The sequence below is a fragment of the Halocynthiibacter sp. C4 genome (assembly GCF_028823805.1).
GTDB classification, from domain to species: domain Bacteria; phylum Pseudomonadota; class Alphaproteobacteria; order Rhodobacterales; family Rhodobacteraceae; genus Falsihalocynthiibacter; species Falsihalocynthiibacter halioticoli.
Genome location: NZ_JAPEIE010000008.1, coordinates 1 through 578 on the forward strand (window position 1 = coordinate 1; position 578 = coordinate 578).

Sequence of the window (578 nt, forward strand, 5' to 3'; positions counted from 1 at the left end):
TGAGCCCATACCGGACATCTTTTACGCTTTAGTGTTGGCGGCCGGTGTACGTGAAATTAATCGTCTACCGAACGAAGTTCACGCGCCGGGTTGCCCGCAACGATCATCCGCGACGGGACATCTTTCGTAACAATCGAGCCAGCAGCGACGACCGCGCCCTCTCCAATCGTAACTCCTGGCATGATGATTGCTCCTGCACCGATCCAAGCATGATTTTCGACCGTAATTGGTAACGCGTAGTTTACAACTCTGAACGGAAAGGGGTCGCCCTCCTTTGGGGGTTGAAACCGGTCTTCGGGCCGAACGGGATGGGTGTCTGTAATGAACTGGACATTGGGCCCAACTGCAACAAAATCACCTAATGTTATGATATTTGAGTCGAGAAATGTGGCGCCATAATTTACGAAAGACCACTTTCCAATCTTTACGTGTCGTCCGTACTGGATAGTAAAAGGTGAAAGAACTATCGACGGCCCACTTCCTTCTGCAAACAAATCTTTTGCAGCCTCAACTCGTGCCGGCAAATCATTGTTGGAGACAGCATCCAGCCGCGCCTTGGCCTTGCTCGCTTTAGATTT

1 protein-coding gene is annotated in these 578 nt (G+C 50.7%); it reads right to left on the reverse strand.

Translation table 11 applies throughout. From position 1 onward, the window contains the following. Positions 1 to 56: 56 nt before the first annotated feature. The coding region (locus OU789_RS16805; protein ID WP_274656942.1) for a sugar O-acetyltransferase at positions 57 to 578 on the reverse strand (522 nt) is incomplete at its 5' end.